General features: G+C 64.5%; 13 protein-coding genes. 5 read left to right on the top strand and 8 right to left on the bottom strand.

Annotated features, from left to right (window positions below):
- Positions 1-252: 252 nt before the first annotated feature.
- The 3 genes from LG661_RS20095 to lexA all read left to right on the top strand — a co-directional run bounded on the left by LG661_RS20095 (position 253) and on the right by lexA (position 3,432).
- Complete coding sequence (locus LG661_RS20095; RefSeq protein WP_230533743.1) at positions 253-429, top strand: hypothetical protein; 177 nt, start codon at positions 253-255, stop codon at positions 427-429.
- A 24-nt stretch (positions 430-453) separates the two neighbouring features.
- Positions 454-2,460 (top strand): hypothetical protein, encoded by a 2,007-nt coding sequence (locus LG661_RS20100; RefSeq protein WP_230533744.1) that lies wholly within the window; start codon positions 454-456, stop codon positions 2,458-2,460.
- 264 nt (positions 2,461-2,724) lie between these two features.
- Positions 2,725-3,432, top strand: coding sequence for a transcriptional repressor LexA (gene lexA, locus LG661_RS20105; RefSeq protein WP_230533746.1), 708 nt, complete (start codon positions 2,725-2,727; stop codon positions 3,430-3,432).
- Here lexA and LG661_RS20110 read toward each other — a convergent pair.
- Entirely contained in the window at positions 3,410-4,159 is a 750-nt protein-coding gene (locus LG661_RS20110; RefSeq protein WP_230533748.1) for a hypothetical protein, read from the bottom strand. The two genes, lexA and LG661_RS20110, sit on opposite strands and share 23 nt — an antisense overlap.
- Positions 4,159-5,688, bottom strand: a complete 1,530-nt coding sequence (locus LG661_RS20115) for a ComEC/Rec2 family competence protein (protein WP_230533749.1) — start codon at positions 5,686-5,688, stop codon at positions 4,159-4,161. Before LG661_RS20115 ends, LG661_RS20110 begins: the two co-directional genes overlap by 1 nt.
- Before the next feature lie 141 nt (positions 5,689-5,829).
- On the opposite strand from LG661_RS20115, the gene gltX reads away from it, so the two are divergent.
- Both gltX and gltA read left to right on the top strand, forming a co-directional pair.
- Positions 5,830-7,260, top strand: coding sequence for a glutamate--tRNA ligase (gltX, locus tag LG661_RS20120; RefSeq protein WP_407666758.1), 1,431 nt, complete (start codon positions 5,830-5,832; stop codon positions 7,258-7,260).
- 175 nt (positions 7,261-7,435) lie between these two features.
- The gene (gene gltA / locus LG661_RS20125) at positions 7,436-8,728 is read left to right on the top strand and encodes a citrate synthase (protein WP_230533750.1); all 1,293 of its coding nucleotides are present in this window, start codon (positions 7,436-7,438) and stop codon (positions 8,726-8,728) included.
- Positions 8,729-8,773: 45 nt separating this feature from the next.
- On the opposite strand, the gene lpxB is transcribed toward gltA, so the two are convergent.
- The 6 genes from lpxB to bamA are packed head-to-tail and all read right to left on the bottom strand — an operon-like array spanning position 8,774 to position 15,681.
- Positions 8,774-9,952, bottom strand: coding sequence for a lipid-A-disaccharide synthase (gene lpxB / locus LG661_RS20130; RefSeq protein ID WP_230533751.1), 1,179 nt, complete (start codon positions 9,950-9,952; stop codon positions 8,774-8,776).
- Positions 9,945-10,832, bottom strand: a complete 888-nt coding sequence (locus tag LG661_RS20135) for an LpxI family protein (RefSeq protein ID WP_230533752.1) — start codon at positions 10,830-10,832, stop codon at positions 9,945-9,947. Before LG661_RS20135 ends, lpxB begins: the two co-directional genes overlap by 8 nt.
- Before the next feature lie 44 nt (positions 10,833-10,876).
- On the bottom strand, positions 10,877-11,689 hold the full coding sequence (lpxA, locus tag LG661_RS20140; RefSeq protein WP_407666761.1) for an acyl-ACP--UDP-N-acetylglucosamine O-acyltransferase: 813 nt from the start codon (positions 11,687-11,689) through the stop codon (positions 10,877-10,879).
- Positions 11,686-12,150 carry a 3-hydroxyacyl-ACP dehydratase FabZ gene (fabZ, locus tag LG661_RS20145; RefSeq protein ID WP_230533754.1) on the bottom strand — a complete coding sequence of 155 codons (465 nt, stop codon included), beginning with the start codon at positions 12,148-12,150 and terminating at the stop codon, positions 11,686-11,688. Before fabZ ends, lpxA begins: the two co-directional genes overlap by 4 nt.
- 39 nt (positions 12,151-12,189) lie before the next feature.
- Complete coding sequence (gene lpxD / locus LG661_RS20150) at positions 12,190-13,254, bottom strand: UDP-3-O-(3-hydroxymyristoyl)glucosamine N-acyltransferase (RefSeq protein WP_230533755.1); 1,065 nt, start codon at positions 13,252-13,254, stop codon at positions 12,190-12,192.
- A gap of 39 nt (positions 13,255-13,293) precedes the next feature.
- Positions 13,294-15,681, bottom strand: coding sequence for an outer membrane protein assembly factor BamA (gene bamA / locus LG661_RS20155; protein ID WP_230533756.1), 2,388 nt, complete (start codon positions 15,679-15,681; stop codon positions 13,294-13,296).
- Positions 15,682-15,815: the final 134 nt, after the last annotated feature.

Genomic DNA, 15,815 nt, shown 5'->3' on the forward strand with positions numbered 1-15,815 from the left:
CAGGCTCCGTCTCACCCGGCCTGACTGACACTTTGACTTTGCGCCCCAAGCGACATTTCAACTTGGTTGCCACACCTCGATGTCACCGTACTTCCAGGAGGCGGACGGCTGACAACCTGGAGCGCTGGTAATGGAAGCGGCAACGGCTATGGAGTCTATCAGCAGCGGTTTGACGGTTCAGGTGCTGCACTGGGCAATGCAGTTCTCGTCAACACCTCAGTAGCAGGGCACCAACAGCATGCGACTGTTACTATGCTGGAGGACGATCCTGCCGATCCGAATGACGGCGGTTGGGTCGTTGCCTGGGTCAGTAATCCCGTGGCCGGAGGAACCCACTCCGACCCGCAAGCGAACATCTATATGCAGCGCTTCAATGCTGACGGCGTGGCCGTTGGCGGCGAATTGCTGGTGAATCAGACGACATACTAGAACCAGACCCGCCCTCAAGTTGCGATGCTTCCTGACGGCGGCTGGCTGGTCGTGTGGGAATCCAAAGAGCAGGATGGAGATGGCCGCGGCATCTACATGCAGCGGTACGACCGGCATGGTGTGGCGCAATACGATACTGGCGAGGTGAAGGTAAACCAGACTACAGCAGGTTCGCAGGCCAGAGCCCGGGTCGAGGTGCTTGGCGATGGCGGGTGGGTCATCGCCTGGGAGGCAGGAAATATACCGAAAACGATATACCAGCGGTACTACGATTCCAATGGAACGACAGTCGGCCCCGACCTGCCGGTCAGGAATGCCTATAATGGTGCTCTTTTCAGCAGTGAGGCAAGTATCGCCGAAACTCCGGATGGCGGCTGGGTTGCGGCATGGCTCACGCAGTTTCCGGACTCCTCCCACACGAGCATCATGCAGCGCAGCTTCACAAAGTTAGCGCAGCAGGTACTCACGACCCAGCAGGAATACGCCCTGGGAACCGATGCCGATGAGGTTCTGCAGGTCGGGGCGAACAGGCTGTCCTTCGGCGATGTTGTCGACGGAGGCCTGGGCAACGACACATTGCAGATGATCGAGGCTGGCGATCTCGATATCTACTCTAACCACATCAGGGGCTTTGAGGCCATCGTCGGCTCGAGTGGCGATGACGTCATCATCACCGACTCACATCTTCTCGCGCCCGTGATGACGATCGCCGGTGGCGACGGTGAGGAGGAACTCCAGTTCTTCGACGGTGATCAGCCCTATGACCTGAGAGGGAAGACAATCACCGGCATCGAGCGCATCGTGCTGCATGATGTCGAGGCAACCCTCCATGTCGACGATGTCTCAATGGCGCCCCTTGCCTTCGGCCCAGGCTTCGGCGAAGCAGTCAGGCTGCATGGCCGTACTTTCACATTGGACCAGCGGCTCCAGCTTTTCCGGCAGGGCATCGAGAACGTCGTCGATGACAACGGAACCTGGACAAATGCCCTCCCGGAGCTTTCCAACATCAATGGCGACCAATTGGTCGTTGCCGCAGGCGGTTCGGGGCGTCTCGATTTTGGCGGCAATGCCATCGTCACGGAGGATACCGGCCGCTTCACATCGCTCCTGGTGCAGATTGCGAACGGCGTCCGGTCACAGGACCGCCTGCGTCTCCATGAGACAGGCCAGGTGACGATTTCCGAGAACACCGTCTCGGTCGACGGAACTGCTGTCGGCACGATAGATGCTGACGGATCGGGGCAAGAGGGCCTGAAGATCAATCTGAACGCGAATGCCAACCCGGCGCGTGTAACGGAACTCATCCGCGCCCTCAGCTTCGAACATAACACGGCCGTGAATCCAGTGACCGACGCTCGGGACGTGATCATCACGCTCGTCGATGGCGGCGGGGCCCAGAATGAGGCCGTCGTATCGGTCAGAGTGTCAGGCACGGGCGGAAGCGGGAATTCCGCTCCGACGATACAACTCGCCCCCGGTACTCCCAAAGGTTTCGACAATGGCCTGATCTCCCTTTTCGCAGGAACGGCTGTCAACGATCAGGAAGGTCACACACTTACCGTCAGAGTCACTTTGGATGCCGAGAACAGGGCAAAGGGCGTTCTCGTGCCACAGGCTGGATTTGGGCAGTACGATCCTGAAACAGGTATTTTCACAGTGACAGGCAGTGCCGGGCGGGTGACAGATGCGCTGAACAGTCTCCAGTTCAATCCACGGGACCGGACCGGACCTGTCGGAGAGATCGAGACGGCGACATTTCGGATCTTCGTCGACGATGGGATTGAAACGACTAACCGGACGCTCAGTGTAGAGTCCGCAATCGCCAACCGTCCGCCGGTCGTCAAGTTCACTGCACGCAGTCTCTCCGAGCTTGCAAAGAACGACACCGTGGCCGGACTCTTACCCGTCACCGATCCGAACGGATCAGAGGAGACACTCACCTATTCCCTCCTCGGTGCCGAGAGCGCGCCATTCTCGCTCGTCAGCAGAAACAGATCACCCATTCAGAGCCTCCTCGACAGGAGACTCTGAATCACACCTCAGCCCAAATTAATAGGTCCTGAGCCTAGGCTTGCGGAACACAGCAAGAACGGCTACCTTGTTCTTGCTTTGTTTTCAGAATCGCTCCCTCGCGGAGCAGTAAGGGCCAGCCATGCTGACGCGTAAACAGCACGAATTGCTCCGCTTCATTCATGAGCGGCTGCGTGAAACCGGGNGCGGAACACAGCAAGAACGGCTACCTTGTTCTTGCTTTGTTTTCAGAATCGCTCCCTCGCGGAGCAGTAAGGGCCAGCCATGCTGACGCGTAAACAGCACGAATTGCTCCGCTTCATTCATGAGCGGCTGCGTGAAACCGGGGTTCCGCCGTCCTTCGACGAGATGAAGGACGCCCTCGATCTCAAGTCGAAATCCGGCATCCACCGCCTCATCACGGCGCTGGAGGAGCGCGGCTTCATCCGCCGCCTGCCCAATCGCGCCCGCGCCCTGGAAGTGATCCGCCTGCCCGAGAGCGCCAGCGGCGCCGCGGGCCAGCGCCGCTTCACCCCGAGCGTGGTCGAGGGCGGCCTCGCCGGCAAGGCGAAGACGGCTCCCGCGCCTGTCGCCGAGGAGCGGCATCGCGACACCGCAACGATCCCCGTCATGGGCCGGATCGCCGCCGGTACGCCGATCTCCGCGATCCAGAACCGCAGCCACTCCGTCACCCTCTCAGGCGACTTCCTCACCCAGGGCGAGCACTTCGCCCTCGAGGTGCGGGGCGACTCGATGGTGGAGGCCGGCATTCTCGATGGCGACCTGGTGGTGATCCGCAAGCAGGACACGGCCAATACGGGCGATATCATCGTGGCCCTGATCGACGAGGAGGAGGCGACCCTCAAGCGCTTCCGCCGCCGGGGCTCCTCCATCGCGCTGGAGGCGGCCAACCAGTCCTACGAGACCCGCGTCCTCGGCCCCGACCGGGTCAAGATCCAGGGCAAGCTCGTCAGCTTGGTTCGTCGCTACTGATCTCCTCTCCGGGAAGATCCTGCTCGGGGACAGGCCGCGCCTGACGTGGCCTGTCCCGAACCGGCGGGCGCCCTGCTTCCGCCGGTTCGGAGCCCGTGAGGGCCAGCACCTCGCGTCCCTTGCGTACCGAGCGCAACTCGATCCCGTCGCGCATGAAGCGGATGGTGGTTGCACCGCGTGACAGAAGCGCCTCACGGTCCAGGACCAGGGCCGCCCCGCAGGTCGGCGGAGCAACCAGGCGCGTGACGATCACCCGCGCCCGACGGCAATCCTCCCCGAAGGCGGCCATGTCCTGGACGAAGGCGACAGGCCGCCCCGCCCTCCCTGCGACGACGCAGCCTGCCCTGTCGCATCGCGCACCCTGACGCAGACTTGCGTCTTCGGGGTTCCTGTCGTCGCCATCGGCGCGAAGCCATTGCTCGGCCACGAAGGAGGACGGCTTTCCGACCAGCGTCAGTCGCCCGCCGGCATTGCGTATGGCCGCTCCGGCTCCGTCCCGGTCGATATAGCTGTCGTAGCGCTCGGGCGAGGCTGCGAAGGCAAGCCCTGCCCCCGCCGGCACGAGGGCAAGCCAGCGCAGGCGCGATGCGGGGATCGTCAGGCCCAGGAGCGCCAGACTCAACAAGCCGAGGGCGCCAACGCTCAGCGCCGGCACGACGACGGTCGAACCGCTGAAGCCGCCGACCCAGGACGAGACCTCCAGCACCTGGGAGACGGCGGCTCCCATCAGCTGCCAGACCGGCCGGTCGAGGCCGAAGGGTAGGCCAATACACCGAGCACGGCGGAAGGCATCACCACCAGCGAGACGAGCGGCAGCGCGAGCGCATTGCCGATCAGGCCATAGGGATTCAGGGTCTGGAAATGGTAGGCGGCGAAGGGCGCCGTGGCGATGCTGGCGATCAGGGTCGTGGTGAGAAGCCCGAGGCCCGCCCGGCCGAACCAGACCAGCCCTCGCTCGACCAGGGTGACGGGAGCACTTCCAACACCGTCGCGCTGCATGAGCGGCACGAAGGCGATCATCGCGGCGACCGCCCCGAAGGACATCTGGAAGCTCGGCCCCACAAGCGCCTCCGGCTCGCGCGCCAGCACGATCAGCGCCGCGATGGAGAGGTTGCGGATGCTCAAGGCCGGCCGGTCGGCCAGGATCGCGCCGAACATGACAAGTGTCATGACAAGCGAACGCTCCGTCGCAACGTCCGAGCCTGAAAAAATGCAGTAGGTCGTCGAGCCCAGCATTGCGGCGACGGCCGCGATCTTCTTGATCGGCCAGAGCAGGACGAGGCGCGGGAAGAAAGAGAGGATCGTGCGCGCGAGCCAAAAGAAGGTGCCGGCCGCCAGCACCATGTGGAGACCGGAAATGGAGACGATGTGATATATGCCGGCGGCCCGGAGCACGTCGTTGGTCGGCTCGTCGATGAGACCGCGCTTGCCGGTGACGAGCGCCGCAGCCACCCCGCCCGCAGAGCCTCCGATGGCGGCGGCGATACGCTGGGTCAGGGTATTGCGGGCGTCGTCCACCAGAGCCGCCAGGCGCAGGGACCCATCGGGCGGCGTCGGGGGATCGAGGCGGCGGACTTCGCCGGTGAAGGAGCCGACCGCGCCGATCCCCTTGAAATAGGCATCCCGGGCGAAGTCGTAGCCGCCGGGCCAGGCGGCCTGCGGCGGCGGAAGCAGGCGGGCCGTGCCGCCGATAAACTGCCCTGCCGCAAGCCCCTCTCCCTTGCGCAGGGAGACCCGCACGAGGCGGGGGCGCTCGGCCTCCTCCACGTCCTTCATCGTGACGACGCGCAGAAGGAGTCTCTTTCCCCCTGCGCGATCCTCCACCGCCCCGATGAATCCCGTCACCGGAACGATCATGATCCGTGTCAGGGCGGGCGCTGCGACGCTGCGAGAGCGGATCACGCCGGCGGCGAACCCGGCGAACAGGGCTGCAAGGCCGATCAGCACGGCAACGGCCACCGAATTGCGGCGCAGGCGCCAGCCTGTGGCAGCGCACAGGCTCGCGGCCCCCAGAGGGGCCCACAGCGCAGGCGAGCCTTCGGCTTGGAAGAACAGGACAATCCCGAGCCCGAAGCAAACCGCGATCCAGGGGAAGAGGCGGCGCTGCTCGCTCTCTCGGGCAAGATTGCGCGCCAGCCATTCGCGCCCGCCGGAGAGGTCCCACGACAGCCGAGGAGCCCATGACCGGGGCAGAACGGCGGCCTGTGCGGCAAGCCGATGGACCCGGCGGGGCGTTCCTCTGTTGTCCTGATCCATGGCTTCGACTTAACGCAGGGTGGGTTGCATGCTAGACCACCGCTCGTTCCGGCCCAAGCCGTCCTGTGGATGAGTTGGAAGCGTCGCGAACATGCGATAAGCCCCGCGATCCTAGAGTTCTAAACCAAGGTTCCCCTGCCGATGACCGTCGTCACCCGTTTCGCCCCCTCTCCTACCGGCTTTCTGCACATCGGAGGCGCGCGCACGGCCCTGTTCAATTGGCTCTATGCCAAGCGCCAAGGGGGCAAGATGCTGCTGCGCATCGAGGACACGGACCGGGAACGCTCCACGGATGCGGCCATCGCCGCCATCCTGGACGGGCTGAAGTGGCTCGGCCTCGATTGGGACGGCGATGTCGTCTATCAGTTCTCCCGCGCCGCGCGGCACCGCGAGGTGGCCGAGAGCCTGCTCGCCCAGGGGCGCGCCTATTACTGCTATGCCAGCCAGCAGGAACTCGAGGAGATGCGCGAGGCCGCCCGCAAGGAAGGCCGTCCGCTGCGCTATGACGGCCGCTGGCGCGACCGCGACCCGTCCGAGGCCCCCGCCGGCGTGAAGCCCGTCATCCGGCTGAAAGCGCCCACCGAAGGCGAGACCGTGGTCGAGGACGAGGTGCAAGGCCGCGTGGTCTGGCAGAACAAGGACCTCGACGATCTCGTCCTCCTGCGCTCGGACGGCACGCCCACCTACATGCTCGCCGTGGTGGTGGACGATCACGACATGAACATCTCGCACGTGATCCGCGGCGACGATCACCTGACCAACGCCGCGCGCCAGACGCAGATCTATCAGGCCTTGGGCTGGGATGTGCCGAAGATGGCGCATATCCCTCTCATCCACGGGCCCGACGGCGCCAAGCTCTCGAAGCGTCATGGAGCGCTGGGCGTCGAGGCCTATCGCAGCATGGGTTACCTGCCGGAGGCGTTGAGAAACTATCTCGTCCGCCTCGGCTGGAGCCATGGCGACCAGGAGATCTTCTCGACCCAGGAGATGATCGATGCCTTCGATCTCAAGAGCATCGGCCGCTCACCCGCGCGCTTCGACTTCGCGAAGCTCGAGAACCTGAACGGCCATTACATGCGTCAGGCCGACGACGAGCGTCTGGTGCAGGCCCTCGAGAACCTGCTGCCGGAGCTCGACAAGGACGAGCACCATCTGGGTCGCACCTTCAAGCCGGCCTTGAAGCAGAAGCTTCTGGCCGCCATGCCCGGCCTGAAGGAGCGCGCAAAGACTCTCGTGGAGCTGCTCGACAGCGCCTATTACCTTTATGCCGAGCGTCCGCTGCAACTCGACGAGAAGGCGGCAAGCCTCCTGGCCGACGGGCTTTCGCGCCTTGTTGGGATCCCTGAGAAGCTCGCGGCCGTGTCCGACTGGTCGGCCCAGAGCGTGGAAGCGGTGGTGCGCGAGCATGCGGAGGCCGTCGGCGCAAAGCTGGGCCAAGTGGCGCAGCCGCTGCGCGCGGCGCTCACCGGCCGCGCGACCTCTCCGGGCCTCTTCGATGTCATGGCGGTGCTCGGCAAGGATGAAACATTGGCTCGCCTGCAGGACCAGTTGAAGGATGCGCCCGCTGCATAGCGGGCGCATTATCGCCTTTAGACGTGCTTGCCCCCTCCAGACGGATAAGCTACCGAAACCTCCATATTCCCACCGACCGGCAGACCTCGGTTCGGCAGCCCCTTTCGGAGACCCTTCTCCCCCCCATAGGCTGCCCTAGGTAATGCCCGGCCTCCAGTTGAAAGGGCGAAGACGCATGAGTTCCAACACCAGCACACTCACAGTCGACAACAAGGCCGTGGAACTGGCGGTGAAAGAGGGCACTCTCGGCCCGAGCGTCATCGACATTTCGAAGCTCTACGGTCAGTCCGGGATGTTCACCTACGATCCCGGCTTCACCTCGACCGCCAGCTGCGAGTCGAAGATCACCTATATCGACGGGGACCAGGGCATCCTGCTCTACCGGGGCTACCCCATCGAGCAGCTCGCCGAGCACGGCGACTTCCTCGAGACCTGCTATCTGCTCCTCTACGGAGAGCTGCCGACCGCAGCGCAGAAGGCCGATTTCGACTACCGCGTCACGCGCCACACCATGGTGCACGACCAGATGAACCGGTTCTTCACCGGCTTCCGGCGCGATGCCCACCCCATGGCGATCATGGTCGGCTGCGTGGGCGCCCTCTCGGCGTTCTATCATGACTCCACCGACATCTCCGATCCGCACCAGCGCATGGTCGCCTCGATGCGCATGATCGCGAAGATGCCGACGCTCGCCGCTATGGCCTACAAGTACCATGTGGGCCAGCCTTTCGTGTACCCGATGAACGATCTGGACTACACGTCGAACTTCCTGCGCATGTGCTTCGCCGTGCCGGCCGAGGAATACAAGGTCAACCCGGTGCTCTCGCGGGCTCTGGACCGGATCTTCATCCTCCACGCCGACCACGAGCAGAACGCCTCCACCTCGACGGTCCGCCTCGCGGGCTCCTCGGGCGCAAATCCCTTCGCCTGCATCGCGGCCGGCATCGCCTGTCTCTGGGGTCCCGCCCATGGCGGCGCGAACGAGGCGGCGCTCAAGATGCTGGAAGAGATCGGCACGCCCGACCGTATCCCGGAATACATCGCCCGCGCGAAGGACAAGAACGATCCGTTCCGTCTCATGGGCTTCGGCCACCGGGTCTACAAGAACTACGATCCGCGCGCGCGCATCATGCAGCGGACCACGCACGAAGTGCTCAACGAGCTCGGCATCAAGGACGACCCGCTCCTCGATGTCGCCATGGAGCTCGAGCAGATCGCGCTCAAGGACGAGTATTTCGTCGAGAAGAAGCTCTACCCGAACATCGACTTCTACTCGGGCATCACGCTCAAGGCGATGGGCTTCCCCACCTCCATGTTCACGGTGCTCTTCGCGCTCGCCCGCACCGTCGGCTGGATCGCCCAGTGGAGCGAGATGATCGAGGACCCGTCCCAGCGCATCGGCCGCCCGCGCCAGCTCTATACCGGCTCGCCGCGACGCGAATACGTGACGGTCGCCCAGCGCGGCTGATCGTCCAGAAGGTCGAAAAGGATAAGGGGCCGAAAGGCCCCTTTTTCATGTCCGCCTTCCGGCTTCCAGTACTTCCGCCACGATCCGCGCCGCCCGTTCGCTCGGCGTCTCGTCGCCGATCCGCATGAGTGCGTCGAGCTTGCCGAGGGCCTCCATCTGCCGGCGGCGCTCGGGGCTATCGCTCATCAGGGGCGTGAGGGCCTCGGTCAGCTTCTCCGGCGTGCAATCCCACTGGATCAGCTCGGGGATGACGTTCTCGCCGAGCACCAGATTGGTGAGCACGATGGAGGGCGCCTTGATGAGGTACTTCAGCACTTCCTCGATCTTCGACACCCGGTAGGCCACGACCATGGGCACGCCCGAGAGACCGAGCTCCAGGGTGACCGTGCCGGAGGCGGCGAGCGCGAGATCGGCCTCGCGGAAGGCGGCCCATTTCGCGGCCTCGCCCTCCACGATCCGAGGCTTGACGCTCCAGGCTTGCGCCCGTTCCCGGATCTCCCCGACGAGGTGAGGAACGGCCGGAATCGTGACCTCGAAGGGACGAGGCGAGCGCTCCTTCAGGAGCGCCAGCGCCGCACCGAAGGGCTCCATCAGGCGGCTGACCTCGGAACGGCGGCTGCCGGGGAGCACGAGCAGCTTCAGGGGCGTATCCGCAGCCCCGCCCCGCTCGCCCGGTGCCGGCCTGATCTCGTCCAGGCGCTCGATGAGCGGATGGCCGACATACGTGGTCGGCGGGCCGCCCAGGCGCTGATGCGCCTCCGGCTCGAAGGGCAGCAGCGCGAGGAGATGATCGACATAAGCCCGCATCTTAGGCGCCCGCCCCGGCCGCCAGGCCCAGACCGAGGGACTGACGTAATCGACGATGGGGATGTGCGGCGCACGCTGCCGCACGGCCTTGGCGACGCGATGGGTGAAATCGGGGCTGTCGATGATGACGAGCAGGTCCGGCTTTGCCGCCGCGACGGCATCCACGGTGAACCGGATGCGCTTGAGGATGGTCGGCAGGCGGGCAATGACGGCGGAGAAGCCCATGACGGCGATCTCGTCCAGCGGGAAGAGGCTGTCCAGCCCCTCCTTCCTCATGGCGTGGCCGCCGACGCCGCCGAAGCGCAGACGCTCTGTGCCGAGCCGGCCTTTCAGCCCCCGCATGAGCTTTGCGCCGAGCTGATCGCCGGATTCCTCGCCGGACACGAGCCAGATCGTCAGGGGCTGCGTCTCAGTCATGGAAGGCGTCCATCCAGGGGAGGTCGACGGCGACGAGGAAGAGACCGAGGCGGTTTGCCGTCTGCAGGGTCTTTTCCTGCTCCAGCACGAAGGTCGAGCCTGCACCGATGGCGATGCCGGAGAGCCCTGCCCTCGCCGCCTCGACGACGGTTCTTGGGCCGATGGTCGGCATGTCGACCCGCAGGTCCTGCCCCCGCTTCGCGGCCTTGATGAGAACGCCGCCTTCCCTATTGCGGCGCAGACCGAACCAGGACTGGCGGAGTTCCCTCACCCGACGCAGCATCCGGTCGGTGCCCTCAGGACCTTCGATAGCGAGGACGTGCTCGCGGGCGACGATGGCGGCCTGGCCGATGTCGAAGGCTGAGACGGAGGTAAGGAGATCGAGCCCGACGGCGATGGCCTGCCGGTCGTCCTCGCCAGGCTGCAATGCACCTTGGAAGGCCCTTCCGGCCACGAGGTCCGGGGCGAGCTCATGCGCGCCGACGACGCGATGCCCCCTCTCCTCCAGCAGCATCACGGCGCCGCGCAGGACCTGATCGTCCCCGCGGGCGATGACCTCCTTCACCTCCTGCATGTTGCGCAGGAGTGAATAGGCTCCCAGCAAGGCAGAGAAGCCGGGACGGCGAACTGCCCCGACGAGGGAGACGGCCTGAGGCCGCCACCCGTCGAGGGTGCTCATGATGGTCTTGAGATCGAGAAGATCGACGCTCGCATGGGCCTGCCGGCGCAGCTCAGGCTGCGCGAAACCGCGGAAGGCCAGAACGCGGTAGTCCTGGCCCGTCCTGGCGAGGTGCTTCACGAGCTGGATGGGCAGCTGTCCGGCGCCTGCGATGATCGCAATCGGTCCGCCTTCCGCTCGCGCCTTGTCGTCGGGCCGCATCGTCTCACGCCAAACCGCTGCACATCGCACTCAGATGCCCTGGCTTAACCCGCCGAGCTGACGGGATCCCGCGGCGTGCAGATCGCCCGGTCCTTCCCCTCGCGGATGAAGTCGAGGATCTCGTGCACGAAGGGATGGCTGTCGAACTCCGCCGCCACATCCTCAACCCGTTCGACCAGCGTGCCCTCATCCGCGAAAAGAAGGCGATAGGCGCGCCGGATGTCGTGGATCTGCTCGCGGGTGAAGCCGCGGCGGCGCAGGCCGATGATGTTGAGGCCGGCCAGATGCGCCCGGTTGCCCATGGCCATGCCATAGGGAATGAGGTCGTTCTCGAGTCCCGACATGCCGCCGACGAAGGCGTGGGAGCCGACGCGGGCGTACTGAATCACGGCGGAGCCGCCGCCGAAGATCACGAAGTTGCCGACGGTGACGTGGCCCGCGAGCATGACGTTGTTCGACAGGATGCAGTCGTTGCCCACCTTCGTGTCGTGACCGACATGGGAGCCCGCCAGGAACGCGCAGCGGTCGCCGACGACGGTCTTGAGGCCGCCGCCCTCGGTACCCGGATTCATGGTCACGCCTTCGCGGATCATGCAATCGGCGCCGATCTCCAGCGTGGAGACCTCACCACGGTACTTCAGGTCCTGCGGGATATGCCCGATGGAGGCGAAGGGGAAAATCCGCGTGCGGGGGCCGATGGTGGTGCGTCCGGCCAGCACGACATGGCTGAGAAGCTGGCACCCCTCCCCCAGTTCGACCTCCGGGCCGATTGTGCAGAAGGGGCCGATCTTGACGCCCGGGCCGATCTTCGCGCCGTCCTCGATGACGGCCGTCGGATGAATCACCGTCTCCATTATTCGAGCACCAGCATGGCGCTGACTTCGGCCTCGCAGACGAGGTTGCCGTCGACCTTCGCCTCGCCCTTGTACCACCACATGTTGCGGCGGTTGTTGAGCTTCTTCATGTGGAACTCGACCCGGTCGCCCGGCTCGACGGGCTTGCGGAACTTCACCTTGTCAATGGTCATGAAAAATACCTGCTTCGGCTTCGCCTGCTGCGCGATCTTCGATGCCACGCAGATGGCGCCGGCCGTCTGAGCCATTCCCTCGATCAGGAAGACACCCGGGAAGATCGGGCGCGACGGAAAATGGCCCGTAAATTGTGGCTCATTGAAGGTGACGTTCTTGATGCCGATGCAGGAATTGTCGCCGTCGATCTCGATGATCTTGTCGACCAGCAGGAACGGATAGCGATGCGGCAGCAGATCCAGAATCTGCATGATATCGGCGGTTTGAAGCGTGGTGGGCGCTTCGGACATGACCTGAACTCCGGAAGATTGGGGCGTCTTCAAGGAATGTTATGAAGACGCGTCGTCGTCTTTGGCGGAATCGCCCTGCGATGCAAGCTTTTTCAAAGCGGTGATCTCGCGGAACCACTCGCGCATGGGCCTGGCGGGAATGCCGCCCCACCGGGCTCCGGCCGGGACGTCGCCGTTGACGCCGCTGGTTGCGGCGATCTGCGCACCCATGCCGATCCGGACATGGCCCTTTACGGCAACCTGGCCGCCGATGGCGGCAAAGTCCTCGACCGTCGTGGACCCGGCGATCCCGACCTGGGCCACGATCACGCAATGGCGTCCGATCACCACGTTGTGGGCGATCTGGACCAGGTTGTCGATCTTCGTCCCCTCACCGATGACCGTGTCGCGGCTCGCGCCCCGGTCGACGGTGCTGTTGGCCCCGATCTCCACGTCATCCTGGATGATGACACGGCCGACCTGCGGCACCTTGAGATGCCCCTGCGGGCCCATGGCGAAGCCGAAGCCGTCCTGGCCGATGCGGACGCCCGGATGCAGGATGACCCGGTTGCCGATGAAGGCGTGGGAGACGGTCACGTGAGGCGCGAGCGTGCAATCCCGCCCGATCTTTACGTTCGGCCCGATGACGGAATGGGCCCCGATAAGCGTCCCCGACCCGATTTCGGCATGAGGGCCGATCACGGCGCCGGGATCGACCCGGACGCCATGCTCGAGCCTGGCCAAGGGGTGGACGAAGGACCCAGGTGAGATGCCGGTCGAGGCAAAGGACGACTCAGGCCGCAAGGCCGAGGGGAACAGAAGGCCGAGGACCTGCGCAAAGACCCGATAAGCCTGGGGCGTTACAAGGGCGACCGTGTGGGCCGGAACCTTGGCGGCATAGCGCGGCGTGACGAGGCACGCTGCGGCGCGGGTCGCGGCGAGCGCCCCCACATAGGCCGGATTGTCCATATAGGCCAGATCGTCGGGACCGGCGCTCTCGAGGGGAGCAACGCCACGAAGCAAAAACTCCCCGTCGACATCGTCGGGGAGTTTCGCATTGGCCATCTCCGCCACCTGACGCAGGTTGAGCGTCTGGCTTTGCGGGAAGAAATTGGTTTCCGTCATGAAACAAAAAGCGAGGGCGCCATGCGGCGCCCTCTCCGGTTAGAAGCGGGTTCCACCCGAGAAACGGAAGGCCTGGGTCCGGTCGCCACCGATCCGGGCGCCGTTCGGCGCCAGGATTCCCTCTTCCTTCGACAGCGCAACAGCGTAGTCGAAGCGGATCGGGCCGAGCGGCGATGCCCACAGGAGCGATGCGCCGACCGACGAACGGATCTTCTTACTGTCGAGAACCGTGATGCAGTTCTGCGGCACGTTCGGGTCCTGACGGCAGCCGTCGATCGGATCGAGAATGCTGCCGGTTCCGACGTTGAAGTAGGTCGGACCCTCATAGCCGAACAGCGTACCGGCATCCGCGAAGACGGCGCCCTTCAGGCCCAGATCCCGCGGCAAGCCGAAGATCGGGAACTGCACTTCGAGCGAACCACCGAAGTAGGTGGTGCCACCGATAGCATTGGCGTTGGTATCGAGGCTCGAGATATCACGCGGGCCGATGCCGTTGGTGGCGAAGCCACGAACCAGCGACGGGCCGAGGAAGAAGTGATCGACGATGCGCAGGTCGCCGCCGTTGCCGATACCCCGGTTGTTGTCGCCGAAGCCCATGATGTGGCCGCCCTGGACGCGGGCGATACCAACCACGTCCTCGAACAGCTCGTGGTAGTAGCGTGCATCACCAGTGGCGCGGAAGTAACGCGAGTCACCGCCGAGACCGGCGAAATCCGTCTTGCCTTCGAAGTAGAAGCCGTTGCGCGGATCCCGGGTGCTATCGAGCGTGCTATAGTTGAAGGTCAGGCCCGCCAGCGAGGTCAGCGTCTCACCCTGCGATTCCTTGATCGCGAGCGAGGCTTCACCGTTGCCTTCACAGAAGAAGCGGTTCGGCGTGCCGTCCGCATTCAGCTGCGTATAGCCGGGGATCGGGAACGAGCAGTCGTTGTAGGGCTGCTTGAGATCGTTCGGGATCTCCAGTTCCTGCTGGTACAGCGAGTAGCGCAGCGTGAGCGTGAACTCTTCCGTGAACGGCAGGCCCAGCCGCAGCTGACCGCCGGTCACGCGGTTCTCGTAGCGGGAATACCGGGTCTGATCGCTGAACTTCGAGAACAAGTCGATGCCCGCTGACATCCGGTAGCCGAGGAAGTACGGCTCCGTGAAGGAGAAGTCGATGCCGTGCGTGCGCTGGCCCAACTGGCCCGCCAAACGGACGAACTGGCCGCGGCCGAGGAAGTTCGATTCGCTGACCGACACCTCGCCGATGAAGCCGTCGGCGGTGGAATAGCCGCCGGAGATCGCGAAGGAGCCGGTGGACTGATCCTCCACATCCACGTTCACCACCACGCGGTCGGGCGAGGAGCCCGGCTCGTTGGAGATGCGGACGCGCTTGAAGTAGCCGAGATTGTTGAGGCGGCGCTCAGCGCGGTCGATCAGCACCCGGTTGTAGGGGTCGCCTTCGCCGAGGTCGAACTCGCGACGGATCACGTAGTCACGGGTGCGGGTGTTGCCACGCACGTTGATCCGCTCGATGTAGATGCGCGGACCATCCTCGACCACGTAGCCGAGATCGATGGTTCCCGTCTCGGGATTGCGGGTGCCGACAGGGCGGACCTGCGCGAAGGGATAGCCCTGGCGAGCGATATCGGTCGTGATCGCCTGGACCGACTTCTCGACGGCCTCGGCATTGTACACGGAGCCGGCGGAGGTCACGACCTCGTCGCGCACGGCCTCAGCGCTGATCGCAGGGATTCGGGAATCGACGGTGACGTCGCTGATCCGGTACTGCTGCCCCTCCTCGAGCGCGATGGTCACAATGTAACCCTCGGCGGCAGGATCGAACGTCACATCGCTCGAAACGATGCGGAAATCCGCATAGCCGTTCTTCAGGTAATAACGGCGGATCAGCTCGAGGTCGGCAGCGATGCGATCCGGATCGTAGATGTCGGAACTCTTGAGGAAGCTCAGGATGTTCGTCTCGGTGGTCTGCATGATGCCGCGCAGACGGCTCGACGAAACCTGGTTGTTGCCGACGAATCGGATTTCCTTGACGCCGGTCTTGTCGCCCTCGACCACCGTATAGACAACGTCGACGGTGCCGTTGGGGAGGTCGACGATGCGCGGGGTCACCTGGGCGAGACCCCGGCCGGAGCCGCGGTAGATATCGAGAATGCGCTGGACGTCGGCGTCGACCGTCGCCTGATTGTAGGGAGTCCGAGCCCGCGTCTGGAGCTCGCCCTCGAGCCTCGAGGCCTCGATCTTCTTACTGCCCTCGACCACGACCCGGTTGATGACGGGACCCTGCGAAACGGAGGCCCTGCGGCTTCCCGGAACAGCCTGCTGGGCAAAAGCACTTTCCGCTGCAGCAATACCGGCAATCATCGCGCTCATGGCGATCATTGCCTTGGCGGCCGGCTTTTTCCGGCGTGGCGTGGTCGTCGACATCATCAACTGGCCCGTTTCTTTATCGTTTTGTCCATTGCGGGGCATTTCCCGCAGGTAGGAACTTCTGCCCCAACCTATGGTGTGGTCCCGCTTGTACAAACTTTCGCCGCTATTGCAAACGGCGGTTCCCCTGTACG

The sequence above is a fragment of the Microvirga roseola genome, assembly GCF_020866965.1.
GTDB lineage: Bacteria > Pseudomonadota > Alphaproteobacteria > Rhizobiales > Beijerinckiaceae > Microvirga > Microvirga roseola.